This is a genomic window from Burkholderia paludis (assembly GCF_000732615.1).
Lineage (GTDB): Bacteria > Pseudomonadota > Gammaproteobacteria > Burkholderiales > Burkholderiaceae > Burkholderia > Burkholderia paludis.
Map to the genome: position 1 here is coordinate 25,203 of NZ_JPGL01000062.1, position 14,417 is coordinate 39,619.

At 69.2% G+C, this 14,417-nt stretch carries 13 protein-coding genes; 9 read left to right on the forward strand and 4 right to left on the reverse strand.

All coding sequences use genetic code 11. The features are described 5' to 3' along the window. Positions 1 to 86: 86 nt before the first annotated feature. From GQ56_RS0130450 to GQ56_RS0130475, 6 genes are all read left to right on the forward strand, one after another. The gene (locus GQ56_RS0130450) at positions 87 to 1,421 is read left to right on the forward strand and encodes an MFS transporter (RefSeq protein WP_031402251.1); all 1,335 of its coding nucleotides are present in this window, start codon (positions 87 to 89) and stop codon (positions 1,419 to 1,421) included. 49 nt (positions 1,422 to 1,470) lie between these two features. Continuing rightward, a complete protein-coding gene (locus tag GQ56_RS0130455) occupies positions 1,471 to 2,664 on the forward strand; it encodes an acyl-CoA dehydrogenase family protein (RefSeq protein ID WP_031402252.1) in 1,194 nt (397 codons plus the stop codon). A gap of 38 nt (positions 2,665 to 2,702) precedes the next feature. Next, complete coding sequence (locus GQ56_RS0130460; protein WP_031402253.1) at positions 2,703 to 3,224, forward strand: flavin reductase; 522 nt, start codon at positions 2,703 to 2,705, stop codon at positions 3,222 to 3,224. Positions 3,225 to 3,227: 3 nt separating this feature from the next. Then, entirely contained in the window at positions 3,228 to 3,932 is a 705-nt protein-coding gene (locus GQ56_RS0130465) for a hypothetical protein (RefSeq protein WP_031402254.1), read from the forward strand. A gap of 67 nt (positions 3,933 to 3,999) precedes the next feature. Next, positions 4,000 to 4,920: a LysR family transcriptional regulator gene (locus GQ56_RS0130470; RefSeq protein WP_031402255.1), complete on the forward strand. Its 921-nt coding sequence runs from the start codon at positions 4,000 to 4,002 to the stop codon at positions 4,918 to 4,920. 85 nt (positions 4,921 to 5,005) lie between these two features. Beyond that, positions 5,006 to 5,926 (forward strand): LysR family transcriptional regulator, encoded by a 921-nt coding sequence (locus tag GQ56_RS0130475; protein ID WP_031402256.1) that lies wholly within the window; start codon positions 5,006 to 5,008, stop codon positions 5,924 to 5,926. Positions 5,927 to 6,040: 114 nt separating this feature from the next. Here GQ56_RS0130475 and GQ56_RS0130480 read toward each other — a convergent pair whose 3' ends face one another. Next, entirely contained in the window at positions 6,041 to 7,030 is a 990-nt protein-coding gene (locus tag GQ56_RS0130480; protein ID WP_031402257.1) for a PDR/VanB family oxidoreductase, read from the reverse strand. A gap of 150 nt (positions 7,031 to 7,180) precedes the next feature. Continuing rightward, a complete protein-coding gene (locus tag GQ56_RS0130485; RefSeq protein WP_031402258.1) occupies positions 7,181 to 8,578 on the reverse strand; it encodes a spinster family MFS transporter in 1,398 nt (465 codons plus the stop codon). A 411-nt stretch (positions 8,579 to 8,989) separates the two neighbouring features. Between GQ56_RS0130485 and GQ56_RS0130490 the strand changes: the two genes are divergently transcribed. After that, a complete protein-coding gene (locus tag GQ56_RS0130490) occupies positions 8,990 to 10,108 on the forward strand; it encodes a porin (RefSeq protein ID WP_031402259.1) in 1,119 nt (372 codons plus the stop codon). Positions 10,109 to 10,134: 26 nt separating this feature from the next. Here the strand turns inward: GQ56_RS0130490 and GQ56_RS0130495 are convergent, their stop codons facing one another. Next, positions 10,135 to 11,172, reverse strand: a complete 1,038-nt coding sequence (locus tag GQ56_RS0130495; RefSeq protein ID WP_031402260.1) for a LysR family transcriptional regulator — start codon at positions 11,170 to 11,172, stop codon at positions 10,135 to 10,137. Then, the gene (locus GQ56_RS0130500; RefSeq protein ID WP_031402261.1) at positions 11,169 to 12,143 is read right to left on the reverse strand and encodes an AraC family transcriptional regulator; all 975 of its coding nucleotides are present in this window, start codon (positions 12,141 to 12,143) and stop codon (positions 11,169 to 11,171) included. The genes GQ56_RS0130495 and GQ56_RS0130500 overlap by 4 nt, the downstream gene beginning before the upstream one ends. A 155-nt stretch (positions 12,144 to 12,298) precedes the next feature. Here GQ56_RS0130500 and GQ56_RS0130505 point away from each other — a divergent pair, with 155 nt between their 5' ends. Together GQ56_RS0130505 and GQ56_RS0130510 are read left to right on the forward strand one after the other, a co-directional pair. Further along, a complete protein-coding gene (locus GQ56_RS0130505) occupies positions 12,299 to 13,405 on the forward strand; it encodes an NAD/NADP-dependent octopine/nopaline dehydrogenase family protein (protein ID WP_031402262.1) in 1,107 nt (368 codons plus the stop codon). Beyond that, the gene (locus GQ56_RS0130510; protein WP_031402263.1) at positions 13,402 to 14,412 is read left to right on the forward strand and encodes a 3-hydroxybutyryl-CoA dehydrogenase; all 1,011 of its coding nucleotides are present in this window, start codon (positions 13,402 to 13,404) and stop codon (positions 14,410 to 14,412) included. Before GQ56_RS0130505 ends, GQ56_RS0130510 begins: the two co-directional genes overlap by 4 nt. The last annotated feature ends 5 nt before the right edge of the window (positions 14,413 to 14,417 follow it).

The following is a 14,417-nucleotide window of genomic DNA, read 5'->3' on the forward strand; positions in this document are numbered from 1 at the left end:
GGGTCGGACGCAGTGAACAGATTCGATCGCGGACCTGCCGCCCGATACCTATTGAGCAGGACAACTGATTTTATTCCTGGATCCCCATGAACTCGCCAGCGCCCTTGTCAGCGGTTATGTTGCCCGCTTCCCGCAGCACGAATTCGGTCCGACGTGCGGTCACCACGGCCGTGCTCGGGCAGGTACTCGAATGGTACGACTTCTTCCTGTACGGGACGGCCGCCGCGCTGCTGTTCGGCAAGCTGTTCTTTCCGGTCGGCAGCGATCCGCTGACCGGCACGATCGCGGCGTTCGGCGGTTTCACGGTCGGCTTCGTCGCGCGCCCGATCGGCGGCCTGCTGTGCGGGCACATCGGCGATCGTTACGGCCGCAAGACCGTGATGATGCTGACGATGTTGACGATGGGCGCCGCGACGGTCGGGATGGGCCTGTTGCCGACCTATCGAGAGATCGGCATTGCGGCACCGGTCGCGCTCGTATTGCTGCGCGTGCTGCAGGGGCTTGCCGCGGGCGGAGAATGGAGCGGCAGCATCCTGCTGATCCACGAGAACGCGCCGGCCGACCGGCGCGGCGCGCTGGCCGCGTGGAGCCCGTGCGGCGCGGCGTTCGGCTTCGTGCTGTCGACCGCCGCGTTCCTGCTCGTGCAGCAGTTGCCGGCCGCCGACATCGAGCGCTGGGGCTGGCGCATGCCGTTTCTCGCGAGCATCGTGCTGGTCGGGTTCGGCCTGTGGATGCGCCGCTCGATCGGTGAAAGCGCGGAATTCGCCGAAGCGCGTTCGACGCAGAAGTCCAGCGCGACGCCGCTCGTCGACGTGCTGCGCGAATGCCCGCGCGAGGTGCTGACGGTGTTCGGGCTGCGGTTCGGCGAAGGCGCGGTGTCGTATCTGTTCTTCGCATTCTCGCTCGCATACGGGAAATTCATCGGTCTCGACGCATCGTGGCTGCTGGGCGGGCTCGTGATCTCGATGCTGCTGATGATTCCGGTGACGCTGATCGCGGGCCGCCTGACCGATCGGGTCGGCCGCAAGCCCGTCTATCTGCTTGGCGCCGTCGCCGTCGTGTTGATCGCGTATCCGTACTTCACGCTGCTGCAGTCGGGCCGCTTCTCGCATGTGATCGTCGCGCTGATCCTGGCGAACAGCGTCGCGATCGGCATCCTCGAAGGCGCGCAGCCGGCGTTCATCAGCGAACTGCTGCCCGTGCACCTGCGCTTCTCGGGGCTCGGCATCGGCCGCGAGATGGCGTCGGTGCTCGGCGGCGGGCTGTCGCCGGTGATCGCGACCGCGCTTCTTGCGCATTACCGCAGCGCGACGCCGATCGTCATCTATCTCGTGATCCTCGGTGCGATCACGGTCGTCGCGACCTGCATCGCGCCGGAAACCCGCCCGAAGGCGATGCGCGATGCGGCCCGCTCGCGCTGACCGTCGCAACGCCTTTCGTCCAGACCCTTCGCCCTTTCAGGAAGTCGCCATGCAAGCCAATTCCGCCATTCATGCCGTCGTGCCCGACGCGCCCGCGTCACCACAACCGGCCGACCGCTCGCCGCTGCCCCTCGAGGCGGTGATCGCCGAAGTCGGACGCAGGCGCGACGAGTTCGACCGGCTGTCGCACGTGCCGCGCGACGTGATCGCGATGATGAAGCGCGCGGGCATCTTCCGCGCCGGCACGCCGGACCGTTTCGGCGGCGACGCGCTGCCGCCGCACGTGTTCCTCGCCATGCTCGAACGGATTGCGATCGCCGACGGGTCGGCCGCGTGGGTCGCGGCATTCGGTTCGGCCAATACCTATCTCGCCGCGCTGCCGCTCGACACGCAGCGCACGATCTATGCGGACGGTCCCGACCAGGTGTTCGCCGGTGGGCTGTACCCGCTGCAGCCGGCGCAGCGCGTGCCGGGCGGCTACCGCGTGACGGGGCGCTGGCGTTTCGCGAGCGGCTGCAAGGGCGCGGACTGGATCGGAGTCGGCATCGGCGGTGCGCCTGCCGACGGCGGGACGCCGGGCAAGCCGTTCACGGCCGTGTTTCGCGCCGACGACGTCGAGATCGTCGAGAACTGGCGTGTGGTCGGCATGCAGGGCACCGGCAGCCACGATCTCGCGCTGAACGACCAGTTCGTCGACGAAGCCTGGACGTTTGTGCGCGGCGGCGAGCCGACCGTCGACGAGCCGCTGTACCGCTATCCGGCGGTTGCTTACCAGGCGCAGGTGCATGCGGCGGTCAACGTCGGCATCGCGCGCGCCGCGCTCGACCTGCTCACCGCAATGTCGGGCGCGACGAAGACGACGACCGGTGCGCCGCGTCTCGCCGATCGTCCGTACTACCGCGAGGGCCTCGCGAAGGCCGAGGCCGACTGGCGCAGCGCGCGCGCGTTTTTCTACGAGACGGCGGAAGCTGCGTGGGCGTCGCTGGCCGCCGGCCGTCCGGTGTCGCCGCAGCAGGCCAACCTGCTGCGGCTGAGCGCGACGCACGCCGCGCAGGTGTGCGCGAAGGTCGTGATGCAGGCGTACCAGCTCGCGGGCACGGCTGCGATTTACCGCGAGAACCGGCTGCAGCAACTGGTGCGCGATTCGATCGTGGTCACGCAGCACGCGTTTCTCGGCGAGGCGACCTACGACGGTTCCGGTGCCGTGTTCGCCGGCATCGCACCGGTGACGCCGTATCCGTGACCGGCAATCGCGCCGATTTTTCGCAGCAGGAGCTTCAGATGAACGATTCGACGATCCACGACGACATGCGCCGAGACTTTCGCGAGGCGATGTCGCGCCTGCCGGCCGGCGTCAACGTCATTACCACCGATGGCGCGCACGGCCGCTGGGGCATCATCGCGAGCGCGGTCTGCTCGGTGACCGACACGCCGCCGACGATGCTGGTGTGCATCAATCGCGGCAGCCGTGCGCATGACATCATGCGCGGCAACGGGCGCATCGCGATCAACCTGTTGCCGTCCGCGTGCCAGGAAATCGCCAGGACGTTCGCCGGCATGACGCCGGGCGATGCGCGATTCGACGACACGCGCTGGCTGGACGGGAAAACCGGCGTCCCGGTGCTGGCCGACGCGAATGTCAGCCTCGAAGGCCGCATCATCGACAGCAAGGCGGTCGGCTCGCATTCGGTGATGTTCGTCGAGGTCGATCACATCGCGCTGCACGCGGCGGCCGACGGGTTGATCTATTTCGGCCGAGCGTTTCATCGGCTCGCGCATCCGCTGGCCGCGCAGGCGGGGTGACGGATGGACGTCTGCCTGTTCCTGATCGTCGATCGCAGCGGAAACGATGACGCCGGCGTGCCGCCACCGGGCCTCGACGATGCGGCGGCGGCGCTGCGCGCGGTGCCCGGGCTGAAGCGGCTGGTCGTGCATCGGCCCGTCGCGCTGGCCGCCGACCGCGCCGACCCCGTTGCGCGTCCGCCGTCGCCGGCAGCCGTGCTGCAATGTTATTTCGCCGAACTCGGCAGGCTCGAAGCGATGCTCGCACCGGCGGGCGCCGCGCATGCCTGCGTCGCGCGATGGCAGGCGGCGGGGCGGCGCGTCGTCCAGCAGGCGATGGCCGTGCGCCGGATCCCGCTGGCCGGCCCGCGCGCGGCCGCGCACAGCTGCACCTACCTCGTCAGCTACGACGGCGAAGCCTCGGACCCGAACGCATGGCTGTCGCATTATCTCGATCATCATCCGCCGCTGATGGCGCGATTGCCGGGCATCCGCGCGATCGAAATCTATACGCGCGTCGACTACCGGACCGCGCTGCCGGCGCCGCGCGCGCATGCGATGCAGCGCAACAAGGTCGTGTTCGACGATGCCACCGCGCTGGAGCACGCGCTGGCGTCGCCGGTACGGCTGTTGATGCGCAGGGATTTCGACGCGCTGCCGCCGTTTACCGGCGCCACACCGCATTTCCCGATGGCCAGCGAAAGTTTTGGGATAACATCGGCCGAGTAGTCTGCGCCGCGTCGCGCGACCGCCTGGTCGTCGTGTCGACGCGCGCCCGCCGCGGCTCACGAGCACCATGACCCAATCCCGTCCGGTCGTCACCGACCTCAACCTGCTGCGCGTGTTTCTCGCGATCTCGGAACTGCGCAGCCTGACCGCGGCCGGCGAGCGGCTCGGGCTCACGCAGCCGGCCGTCAGCCACGCGCTGCGGCGCCTGCGCAACCTGTTCGACGATCCGCTGTTCGTGCGCACGCCGGCCGGCATGGCGCCGACCGACACGGCGCGCCAGCTGCACGGCCCGCTGACGCGTGCGTTCGGCATCATCGATCTCGCGGTGCAGCAGGTCGCGCATTTCGATCCGGCCACCGCGAACCGCACCTTCCGGCTGTCGATGTCCGACATGTCGGAGTTCTATTTCCTGCCGCCGCTGCTGGCGAGGCTCGCGGACGTCGCGCCCGGCATTCGCGTCGACATCGCGAGCACGGCGGTCGACGCGGTCGGCGCCGCCATGCGCAGCGGCGAGATCGATCTCGCGCTCGGCTACGTGCCCGATCCGGGGCCCGGCTGCGTGAGCGAAACGCTGTTCTCGGACGAACACGTGTGCATGGTGCGGGCCGGCCATCCGCTGCGCAAGCGCGCGCCGACGCAGGAAGACCTGACCGCGCTGCGCTATATTTACGCGAGCAGCAATGCGACCGGCCACCGGATGGTCGAGAAGTGGCTCGACGAGTTGCACGTCGAGCGCACCGTCGTGTTGCGGCTGCCGCACTTCATCGTCGCGCCGGAGATCGTGCAGCACACCGATCTGGCGATCATCTTCCCGCGCAGCGTCGCCGAGCGCTTCAACCGCGGCCGCGCGTTCCGCATACTTCCGTTGCCCTTTGTGCTGCCGCCGATCGAAATCCAGATGCACACGCACGTGCAGTTCGCGGCGGACCCGGGCATTGCGTGGCTGCGCGGCGTGATCCACGAGATGTTCCATCGTCAGGAAGCCTGACGGCGATTTCGCGCACCTGCCTGAAATCCGCTTCACTGATTTAGAATGCGTTCACGCATCAATTTGACGAATAGTGGAGGCGGTCATGACGTCGGTCGATCATCTCGATCTGAACCTGTTGCGCGTATTTCAGGCGATCGTCGAGGAACGCAGCCTGACGAAGGCCGGCGAGCGGCTCGCGCTGTCGCAGCCGGCCGTCAGCTATTCGCTCGGGCGGTTGCGCACGCTGTTCGACGATCCGCTGTTCGTGCGCACGCGCTCGGGCATGCAGCCGACACCGGTCGCGCTCGAACTCGCGGGCATCATCGGCAAGGCGCTCGACATGGTGCGTGTGGCGCTGCGCTACGCGGAGCGCTTCGATCCGGCCACCAGCACGCGCACGTTCCGGCTGTCGTTGTCGGATGCCGGCGAGATGGCGTACCTGCCGGCGATCTGCCAGGCGCTGCGCGAGCGCGCGCCGCGCGTGACGCTGAGCGTGCAGCCGCTGCCGGTGGACGAGATCGAGGAAGCGCTGCGCGCGAGCCGGCTGGATTTCGCGATCGGCAACCTGCCGGAGTTGATGCCTCGCACGCGCCATCAGGTGCTGTTCGAGGAAACCTATGTCTGCATGACGGGCCGCCGGCGTGGCTTGCCGAGCGGCGCTGCGCTGAGCCTCGAGCAATTCGTGCGCGCCGCGCACGTCAACGTGAAATCGGTCGAGCACAGCCACCATGCGCTCGACGATGCGTTGCGCGCGCAAGGCGTGGGCCGCAACATCGCGCTCGAAGTGCCGCACTTCGTCGCACTGCCGAGCGTGCTGTCGGTTACGGATCTGTATGCGACGCTGCCGAAGCGGCTCGCGCAGATATTGAACCGCGACAATGCGTTCCGTCTGTATGACCTGCCTGTCACGCTGCCGCCCGCACCGGTGACGATGCACTGGCACGAGCATTTCCATGAAGACGAGGGTAACGCGTGGATGCGCATGCTGCTCGTCGAACTCGTCGAGCGGTTCGATAACGCGTGACGCATGACGCATGAGGGCGAGGGCAACGCGTGGATGTGTGCGTCGCTCGCCGAACTCGTCGGGCGTTTCGATGGCACGAGACGTCCTGAACAGGCGCCGCTCGTGCCGGATGCGTCAGAGGTCGAGCACCAGCACCGCCGAGCGCGCGCGCGACACGCAGCAGCAGATCACCGTGTTGCTCGCGCGTTCGGCCTTGCTGAGGCAGTGGTCGCGATGATCGGGCTCGCCGTCGACGACGGGCACCATGCAGGTGCCGCACACGCCTTCGCCGCATGACGTATCGACTTCGATGCCGATCCGCGCGAGCGCGTCGACGATCGACGTGTCGGGTGTCACGCGCACGGATTGCCCGCTGCGCTGCAACCGCACCTCGAAGCCGTCGGCCGGGCCGGCGCCGGCTTCGGCATGGCCCGCATCCGCGGCCATGGGTTCTGCCGCAAAACGTTCGAGATGAACCGAGTCTTCGGGCACGCGCGTCGCGGCTGCCGCGACCACCGCATCCATGAATGGCCCCGGGCCGCACGTGTAGACATGCGCGTGCGCGTCGAGCGACGCGACGCAACGGCCGAGTTCGACAGCCAGCGCATCGGGTTCGACGCCGTAGCGGAACGTCACATGCGGCGCGAACGGCTCGGCCGACAGCTCGTCGACGAAGGCCGCGTGCTCGCGGCTGCGCGCGAAGTAGTGCAGCCGGTAGCGCGCGCCGCGCTTGTGCAGCGCGTACGCCATCGACAGCAGCGGCGTGATGCCGATGCCGGCCGCGATCAGCACGTGCTCGCTCGCGTCATCCGTCAGACGAAACAGGTTGCGCGGCGCGCCGATCGACAATTCGGCGCCGACGCTCACGTCGTCGTGCAGCGAGCGTGAGCCGCCGCGCGACTGCGCCTCCTTCTTCACCGCGAACAGGTAGCTGCCGCGCTCGTCGGGATTGCCGCACAACGAGTATTGCCGCGTGACGCCGGACGGCGCGGTGACGTCGATGTGGGCGCCCGGTTCATACGTATCGAACAGCTGGCCGTCGACGCGCGAAACCCGGAAACAGCGGATGTCCTGCGCCGCGTCGATCAGCGCGTCGATCCGGACCTGGTGGCGGTTCGCTTGCATGGGAAATTCCGTGGGGTGGGAGAACAGCGGCGCGGCAGACGCCGCGCCGTCATGCGATCGAGAATAGGGATGGGCATCGCATAAATCAAATCGATTAAAAAGCGATACCTGAATCAGCGGGATGGATGATGGTCGGTGGCGCGAATGGGCTCAGCGCGCGGCGATTGCGTCGCCCGCATCGGCTGCCAGGGGCGCCGATGCCGATGCATGGCCGCGTTCGCGATCGAGGCTGCGGCGATAGTGGCGGCAGCCGGCGGCCAGCAGCAGCGCGGCCAGCGTGGCCGCCGCGACGTTGACGATCGACATCGAATGACCGACCGCCGCCGGTGCGCCGAACACGCGATCGGTGAACAACGCGACGACGGTCGTGCCGATCCCGAGTGCGACCAGGTTCGACACGAGCAGGAACAGCGCGGAGATCTGCGCGCGCATCTGGTTCGGCGCGAGCGTTTGCATCGCGGCGGTCGACGTCGGCATCGGGAACGACGCGAAGAACATCGCGACGACGAGCGTCGCGAGCGACGCGGGCAGGCTGTCGAGCTGCGTGAACAGCGTCGCGGGAATCGCCATGCACGCGGCGCCGATCGCGCCGGCGCGCAGCGGCGCATCGGCACGGCCGCGCCGCAGCAGCCAGTCGTTGAGCCAGCCGCCGCAGAACACGCCGGCCGTATTCGCGACCAGCAGCACGATGCCGAGCGTGTAGCCGGCCTCGACGGCCGTCATCCCGAAGCGGCGGATATAGAACGCCGGTGTCCAGCTCAGCAGGCAGTACAGCGTCATCGCGTAGAACGAGAAGCCGAGGTAATGGCACGAGAAGGTCGCGCGATGCGCGCCGACGAAGCGCAGCGAATCGCGCATCGACACGCGCCGCACGGCGCCCGAGCGATCCTGCGCGAGCCCCTTGCGCTGCGGGTCGCGCACGGTCGCGGCGAACAGCAGCGCAACGAGGATCCCCGGCAGCCCGACGATCAGGAACGTGACCTGCCACGCATGCACCTGCCCGACGACCGGCAGCGTGAACGCGCTCGCATGCTTGAGCAGCGCGATCACGTAGCCGCCGATCAGGAACGCGACGCCGCCGCCGATGAACGAGCCGAGCGAATACACGGCGATCGCGCGTCCGAGCTTCTCCTTCGGAAAGTAGTCGGCGAGCATCGAATACGCGCCGGGCGACAGCGCGGCCTCGCCGACGCCCACGCCTATCCGCGCGATGAACATCTGCACGAAATGCTGGCTGAGGCCGCACGTGGCCGTCGCGACGCTCCACAGCGCGATGCCGAGCGAGATGATGCGCGGGCGTGCATGGCGGTCGGCGAGATACGCGACGGGCAGCCCCATCACCGCGTAGAACAACGAGAACGCGAAGCCGTTGAGCAGGCTGAACTGCGTGTCGGACAGGTGCAGGTCGCGCTTGATCGGTTCGATCATCAGCACGAGGACCTGACGGTCGACGAACGAAAAGACGTACGCGAGCATGCAGATGACGACGACATACCATTCGTACGTATAGCGCTTGCCGTCGGCAGCGCGGGCCGTGGATGCGGACATGCGGATTCTCCAGGAGCGGGCGGTGGAAAGGCGCGGCAGCGGCCTTGCGGGCCGGGCGCCGTCGCGGCGCGAACGCATGCGGGCGACGCGCTCGGAGACGCAGCGTAGTCGGCCAAATTCGGCCGCCATAGCCGGAGTGACAGCGGCGCCACACGGACATTTACCGACCCGCATAAAGAAAACACCGAGGCCGCGCGCGCGGGCCGCCGCGCAGCGCGCGTGCGGCGGGGCACGCGTGCATCATGCGGCGCATCTATAAGCCATATAGACCGCATTGCATCGACGTCCGAAATTGTCGTTCCTAGACTCGGCCCGTTTTTCGATCGGCAGCGCTGGCCCCTTGCGGCGAGCGTGCATCACATCATGCGGCGCGATGCCGACCGGCGCCGGCACTTCTACGGGACGACGAAGATGAACCAACCGAACGGGCGGGCCGACCGGCTTGCCGTACCGCTTGCCGCGCTGCTCGCCTGCATCGCGCTGCCGGCCGCCGCGCAGTCGAGCGTGACGCTCTACGGCCGCATCGACACCGCGATCGAATACGCGAACGCCGGGCCGAACCACGTGGTGCGCATGGGCAGCGGCGACCTGTGGGCGTCGCAGTGGGGGCTGAAGGGCGTCGAGGATCTCGGCGGCGGTTACGCGACGATCTTCAAGCTCGAGGACGGCTTCAACGCGGGCAGCGGTGCGCTGTCGAACAGCAGCGCGCTGTTCGGCCGCGAAGCGTGGGTCGGCATCACGGGGCCGTTCGGCGGCGTGCAGTTCGGCGAGCTCTACACGATCCTGCATACGACGCTCGTGACCTACAGCCTGCCCGGCCTCGGGGCGGGGCTCGCGTGGGGCAACGCGACCGACAACTTCGTCGGGCCCGCGTTCCTGCGCGTGCGCAACGCGATGCGCTACACGTCGCCGCGCTATGCGGGCTTCATGCTGCGCGCGATGGCCGCGCGCGGCACCAACGGCGCAGCCGGACAGCCCGCGACGCTCGGCGACACCTATGGCGCGGGCGTCAATTACGTGCGCGGCGGCCTGTCGGTCGACGTCGACTACATGCAGCAGAAGTTCAGCCCGGTGGCGGCCGCCGCGCTCGGCGACACGAGCCCGGCCGCGAACGGCAACTACACGCTCGGCGCGATTTCGTACGACTTCGACGTCGTGAAGGTCGCCGCGCTGTACATGCGCCATCGCGGCGGCCCCGACGTCGCGACCGCGATCGACAGCCAGAGCGCGTATCCGCACAGCGACATCATGGAACTGAGCGCGACGGTGCCGATCGGGCGCGCGTCGCTGCTGTTGAGCGTCGGCCATTACCGGAAGGTCGCGGACAGCCAGGGCGACGCCGATTCGTACGGCATCCGTTTCGACTATCCGCTGTCGAAGCGCACGGTGCTGTACACGGGCGCCGCGATGGTGCGCAATGGCGCGCATGCGAGCTTCGTCGTCAACGGCGCGGCCGGCGGCGGTGTCGCGGTCGCCAGGCCGGGTGCGACCGCGAGCTCGATCGTCGCGGGCATCCTCACGTCGTTCTGAGCAGGTCGGCGCGCCCGCTTGCGCCGCTACGCGCAGGCGGGCGGCTGCGGCGCGAGCCATGCGTCGAACGGCGCCTGCTCGCCGATATGGAACAGCTCCAGCAGCAGCGCGCGCAGCCAGCGATGGCCGGGGTCCGCATCGAAGCGCCGGTGCCAGTACGCATTGACGGTCCATTCGCCGGCGCCCGCGATCTCGTACAGCACGCACGGCTGCCGCGCGGCGAACGTGATCGCGATCGTCTCCGGCAGGATCAGCGCGTAGTCGCCGTCCTGCAGCAGCGCCGGCACCACCATGAAATCGGGCAGCGCCGCGCGCACGCGCGGCATCAGTGCATGTCGTTCGAGCAGCTGCATCGACTGCGGATGCGACGTGACCGCGACGAAGCGCAGCCCATCGGGCGCCGCGCCGTCGAGCACGAAATCGCCGGGCAACCCGATGCGCTGCGCGGTGCGGCGCGGCATCAGCAGCACGCAGCGCTCGTGCAGCAGCGCGGTGCGCTGGAAGTGACTCGACGCGTCGGCGAATTGTCCGAGCGCGAAGTCGATGCGCCCCGATTCGAGTGCGACGTTGAGCTGGCATTCGTCGACGTGCAGCGTCTCGATCACCGCGCCCGGCGCACGCCGGTCGAACGCGGCGAGCAGCGTCGGCAGGAATGCACTCGCCGCGAAATCGCTCATGTGCAGCCGGAACACGCGCTGCGTGCTGTCGGGCGTGAAGCGCGACCCTTCGTCGAGCACGTCCTGCAGGATCGCGAGCGCCTTGTCGACCGAGATCGCGAGCCGCTGCGCGCGCGGCGTCGGCTCGACGCCCGTGCCGGTGCGTACGAACAGCGCATCGCGGAACATCAGCCGCAGCCGGCCGAGCGCATGGCTGACCGACGGCTGCGTGACGCCGAGCCGCAGCGCCGCGCGGCCCACGTGCCGTTCCTCGTAGACCGCGCGAAACGTCTTCAGCAAGTTGAGATCGAGATCCTGCACGCGCAGGCCGTCGGGCGAGTCGGCCTCGTGCGCTGAAGGGTCGGGGCGGGCCGGCGTCGCCGGGCGGCCGGTTGCGGCGTGCGTCATCGTGTCTGTCTCGCGGTAACGGAGGGCGCATGGCCGTAACGCCGTGCATACGCCTTCGCGAAATGGCCGAAGCCATGGATGCCGTGCGCGATCAGCACGTCGGTCACGCTGCGCGCGTCGCCGCGTTGCAGCGCCGCGTGCACGGCCGCAAGCCGGCGCTCGCGCACGTATGCGGCCGGCGTGGTGTGCAGGAACGCGCGGAACGCATGCTGCAGCGTGCGGGGGGCGACGCCCGCGACGTCCGCGAGCGCGGCGAGCGAGAGCGGTTCGCCGAGATGCGCATCGACGTGGACGCACGCGCGGCGGACGTGCGCCGGCAACGGCGGCGTGCCGCGCGCGAGCGCGCCGCTGTGCGAGTGCGGCAGGTGCATGAGCAGCAGCGCCATCAGCCACGCGGTGAGGTCGGCGCCGAATCCCGGCGAGTTCGTGCCGATGCCCGGCTGCGCGCCGAGCCGGCACAAGTATTCGAAGGTCGGCAGCACGAGCGCGGCACCCGTGCCTGCGCCGCCGGCCGCGAGATCGAACTGCAGCGGCTGCGTGAGCGTCGCTTGCAGGAGGTCCTGCAGCTTGCGTTCGAGCGCGCCGCGTTCGAGGCGCAGCACGAGGTTGCGGCACTCGGGGCTCGTGCGCAGGCGGCTCGCGAGCGCGGGCGACGATACCGTCAGCTCGCCGGGGCCGGCGCGCGCCACGACATCGCCGGCCTGCAGTTCGCACGTGCCGGCGAGCGTCAACCTGAACAGGAAGTGATCGGCGTCGTCGCCGAAATCGATGCGCGTTTCGCGACCGTAGCAGAGTTCGAGCAGCGCGCCGCGATGCAGCGGCACCTCGTACAGTTCCGCATGAAACGGATCGCGGCCGGACGCGGCCATCCGGTGCGGCCCGAGCCGGTGCGCGACCGCGCGTTCGACTTCGTCTGGCGCCTGCAGCGTGCCGAGCCGGTTCGGCGCATGGCGGGAAAGGGCGATGTCCATTCACAGACCTCGTGGCGGATGCGGATGCGAGGGCGGGGCGGCGAGCGCGTCGCGCCGATTGCGTTGCGCGAACGGGCGTGTCGTTGCGCGTTTTGAAGCGACGCGCCGGGGAGGGCCGCGTAGTCTCGGAAACAACCAATCACCGGGAGAAAGCGATGAAGGTATGTGTTCTGGGCGGCGGCCACGGCTGCCATGCGGCGGCCATCGACATGCTCGAGAAGGGCCACGACGTGACGTGGTGGCGGCGCGACCGCGAGCCGCACGCGCGGCTGCGCGAGCTCGGCGTGCTGAACGTGACCGACTATCGCGGCAAGCGGACCGTGCCGCTCGGCAGTGCGCCCGGCGCGATCCGCCTGACCGACGATCTCGTGGCCGCGCTGCATGGCGCGCAGCTCGTCGTGGTGCCGTTGCCGTCCACGTCGCACGATGCGCTCGCCGCGCAGGTCGCGCCGTTGCTGGCGGACGGCCAGGTCGTATTCCTGCCGCCCGGCACGTTCGGAAGCTTCGTGTTCGCGCGTGCGGCGGCCGACGCCGGCAACCGTTCGCGCATCGCCTTCGCCGAAACCGGCACGCTGCCGTATCTCGTGCGCAAGCACGGCGACAACGATGTCGTGATCAGCGCCTATGCGACGCGCTTGCCGACCGGCGTGTTTCCGGCGAATGCGGCCGGCTGGGCGTTCGACGTGCTGCGCGCGGGCTATCCGTCGGTCGAGCCGGTCGAGGATGCGTTGTCCGGCGCGCTGATGAACGCGGGCCCCGTGATTCATCCGCCGCTGATCCTGATGAACGCCGGGCCGCTCGAACACTTCGACGCGTGGGACATCCACAACGAAGGCACGCAGCCGTCGATCCGCCGCGTGACGAATGCGCTCGACGCCGAGCGCATCGCGGTGCGCGAAGCGCTCGGTTATCGTGCGCCGCATTTCCCGCTCGCGGATCACTACGCGAGCGAAGGCGACGAGTGGATGTACGGGCGCGGCGCACACGGCAAGCTGACCGATAGCGGCGACTGGCGCGAGAAGATCGATCTGCGCACGCATCGCTACATGCTCGAGGACACCCGGCTCGGGCTGTCGTTCGTCGTGTCGTGCGGGCGCTGGGCCGGCGCGCCCACGCCCGTCGCGCAAGGGCTGCTGAGCATCGCGAGCGCGGTCGCGGAGCGCGACCTGTATGCGGAGGGCCGCACGCTGGAGCGGCTCGGGCTTGCCGGACTGTCGAAGGACGCGATGCGCACGCTGCTCGACACGGGGGGCGCGGCATGAAGGCGGCCGCCGATGTGACGCGCATCCACGTGCTCGGCGCGGGACGCATGGGGCAGGGGATCGCACTCGTGTTCGCGTTCGCCGGCCTCGACGTGACGCTGATCGACTTCAAGCGGCGCGATGCGGCCGGCCGGCAGGCATTCGAGGCGCGCACGCGCGACGAGATGTTGCGACCGCTGCACGCGCAGGTCGCGCTCGGCCGTATCGACGCCGTGCAGGCCGATACGGTCGTTGCGCGCATCGCGCTCGTCTCGCACGACGGCGCGGCGGAAGCGGTGCGCTGCGCCGATATCGTGTTCGAGGCGTTGCCCGAAGTGCTGGACGCGAAAGCCGGCGCGCTGCGCTGGCTCGGCGAACACGTCGATGCCGGTGCCACGATCGCATCGACCACGTCGACCTTCGTCGTCACCGGGTTGCAGCGCCATGTCGCGCACCCCGAGCGGATGCTGAACGCGCACTGGCTGAATCCCGCGCTGCTGATGCCGCTCGTCGAGATCAGCCGCAGCGATGCGACGGACCCGTCCGTCGTCGACGCACTCGCCGCGCTGCTCGGGCGCGTCGGCAAGAAGCCGGTGATCTGCGGGCCGGCGCCCGGCTATATCGTGCCGCGCATCCAGGCGCTCGCGATGAACGAAGCCGCGCGGATGGTCGAGGAGGGCGTCGCAAGCGCCGAGGACATCGACACGGCGATCCGCACCGGCTTCGGGCCGCGCTTCGCGGTGCTCGGGCTGCTCGAATTCATCGACTGGGGCGGCTGCGACATCCTGTACTACGCGTCGCAGTACCTGGCCGGCGAGATCGGCCCGCGCTTCGCACCGGCCGCGAGCGTCGTGCGCAACATGGAGGCCGGGCGCGACGGCGTACGCACGGGCGTCGGCTTCCACGACTATGTGGATGTCGACGTACCCGCGTACATGCGGCAGCGGCTCGGCGAATTCGCGCGGCTGCTCGATCATCTCGGGCTGGCCCCGGCGTTCGACGGCGCACGGCAGGACGCCGGACGCTGAACGTT

Excerpts from the sequence above, each read along its gene's own strand:
- GQ56_RS0130475 (WP_031402256.1), top strand. The coding sequence starts at position 5,006 with ATGACGTCGGTCGATCATCTCGATCTGAACCTGTTGCGCGTATTTCAG.
- GQ56_RS0130450 (WP_031402251.1), top strand. The coding sequence starts at position 87 with ATGAACTCGCCAGCGCCCTTGTCAGCGGTTATGTTGCCCGCTTCCCGC.
- GQ56_RS0130500 (WP_031402261.1), bottom strand. The coding sequence starts at position 12,143 with ATGGACATCGCCCTTTCCCGCCATGCGCCGAACCGGCTCGGCACGCTG.
- GQ56_RS0130505 (WP_031402262.1), top strand. The coding sequence starts at position 12,299 with ATGAAGGTATGTGTTCTGGGCGGCGGCCACGGCTGCCATGCGGCGGCC.
- GQ56_RS0130495 (WP_031402260.1), bottom strand. The coding sequence starts at position 11,172 with ATGACGCACGCCGCAACCGGCCGCCCGGCGACGCCGGCCCGCCCCGAC.
- GQ56_RS0130485 (WP_031402258.1), bottom strand. The coding sequence starts at position 8,578 with ATGTCCGCATCCACGGCCCGCGCTGCCGACGGCAAGCGCTATACGTAC.
- GQ56_RS0130460 (WP_031402253.1), top strand. The coding sequence starts at position 2,703 with ATGAACGATTCGACGATCCACGACGACATGCGCCGAGACTTTCGCGAG.
- GQ56_RS0130455 (WP_031402252.1), top strand. The coding sequence starts at position 1,471 with ATGCAAGCCAATTCCGCCATTCATGCCGTCGTGCCCGACGCGCCCGCG.
- GQ56_RS0130470 (WP_031402255.1), top strand. The coding sequence starts at position 4,000 with ATGACCCAATCCCGTCCGGTCGTCACCGACCTCAACCTGCTGCGCGTG.
- GQ56_RS0130510 (WP_031402263.1), top strand. The coding sequence starts at position 13,402 with ATGAAGGCGGCCGCCGATGTGACGCGCATCCACGTGCTCGGCGCGGGA.
- GQ56_RS0130480 (WP_031402257.1), bottom strand. The coding sequence starts at position 7,030 with ATGCAAGCGAACCGCCACCAGGTCCGGATCGACGCGCTGATCGACGCG.
- GQ56_RS0130490 (WP_031402259.1), top strand. The coding sequence starts at position 8,990 with ATGAACCAACCGAACGGGCGGGCCGACCGGCTTGCCGTACCGCTTGCC.
- GQ56_RS0130465 (WP_031402254.1), top strand. The coding sequence starts at position 3,228 with ATGGACGTCTGCCTGTTCCTGATCGTCGATCGCAGCGGAAACGATGAC.